This is a genomic window from Kribbella sp. NPDC003505 (assembly GCF_040610875.1).
Classification (GTDB): Bacteria; Actinomycetota; Actinomycetes; order Propionibacteriales; family Kribbellaceae; genus Kribbella.
On the sequence record NZ_JBEXNA010000027.1, the window covers coordinates 1 to 1,393 of the forward strand.

The window sequence follows — 1,393 nt, forward strand, 5'->3', positions numbered from 1 at the left end:
GGGCCCTGACCCTGGTTCTTGGACACGCTGAATCCAGCATGTGCTGGGGAAGCGAGATGATTGAGAACTATGGCCCGCAAGAACTACTCCGAGGAGTTCCGTCGGCAGGCCGTCGACTTGTTCGAGTCCAGCCCGGGCGCGACGCTGAAGGGCATCGCGGCTGACCTGGGGATCGAGCGGGCGACGCTGGCTCGCTGGGTCGAGGTGTACGGCTCTGGCAAGAAGACGACCGCTGACGGTGCCACTGTCCCCAGCCCTTCGCGGGTCCGTCGGCCTGTGACGCGTCCGGGCGCCGGGCCGGAGTCGGAGTCGCCGGAGGCGAAGCTTGCCCGGCTCGAGGCCGAGAACGCAGAACTGCGGGCGGAGAAGGCGAAGCTCACCACCGAGCGGGAGATCCTGCGTCAAGCGGCCAAGTATTTCGCTGGGGAGACGCGCTGGTGAACCGCTTCCAGTTCGTCGCCGACCACTCCACCACCTCCGCTGCCGGGCCGCGTCCTGGCTGGAGCGTGAAGCGGCTGTGCGAGCTCGTCGAGATCGAGCGGTCGTCGTACTACGCCTGGCTCAAGGCGGCCCCGGCGCGCGAGGCGCGGGCCGCCGCGGACGCGGCGCTCGCGGACCGGATCCGGAAGGTCCACACCGGCGACAACACGTGCGGGGCGCCGCGGATCACCGCCGAACTCAACGATGGCGTTCCCGCTGACCGGCGGGTGAATCACAAGCGGGTGGCGCGGGTGATGCGCGACAACGGCATCGCCGGTTACCGGCGACGGCGCAAGGTCCGCACCACGATCCCCGAGCCCGCAGACCAGAAAGTGCCCGACTTGCTGAACCGGAACTTCACCGCCGAAGCCCCGAATCTCCGCTATGTCGGGGACATCACCTACCTGCCGCTTGCCGACGGCAACAACCTCTACCTGGCCACGGTGATCGACTGCTACTCCCGCCGCCTGGCCGGCTGGTCCATCGCCGACCACATGCGCACCGAACTGGTCGAGGACGCCCTCAAGGCCGCCGCCGCGACCCGGGGCAGCCTCGCCGGCGCGGTCTTCCACAGCGACCACGGATCTGTCTACACCTCGAAGGACTACGCCAACCTCTGCGCCGACCTGGGCGTGACCCAGTCGATGGGTGCGGTCGGCACGAGCGCCGACAACAGCCTCGCCGAGGCGTTCAACGCGACCCTGAAACGAGAGGTCCTCCAAGACGACAACTCCTGGCCCGACGAGGCCACCTGCCGCCGTCAGGTCTTCAGATGGCTCGTCCGGTACAACACCCGCCGCCGGCACTCCTGGTGCCACTACCAGTCCCCACTCACCTACGAAACCAGCACCGCCGCTACCCTCCCGTCAGCGGCGTAATCCACCACCGTGTCCACGAACCGGGGGTAAGGCCC

The 1,393-nt window shown here is 68.4% G+C and carries 1 protein-coding gene; it reads left to right on the forward strand.

Going from position 1 to position 1,393, the window contains the following annotated elements; genetic code table 11:
- The first annotated feature begins 69 nt into the window (after nt 1-69).
- Nucleotides 70-1,358 (forward strand): IS3 family transposase gene (locus ABZX12_RS42745; RefSeq protein WP_355701220.1). Its coding sequence is split into 2 segments (ribosomal slippage): nt 70-424 and nt 424-1,358, totalling 1,290 coding nucleotides; the frame shifts between segments, so codons are not numbered across the junction.
- The last annotated feature ends 35 nt before the right edge of the window (nt 1,359-1,393 follow it).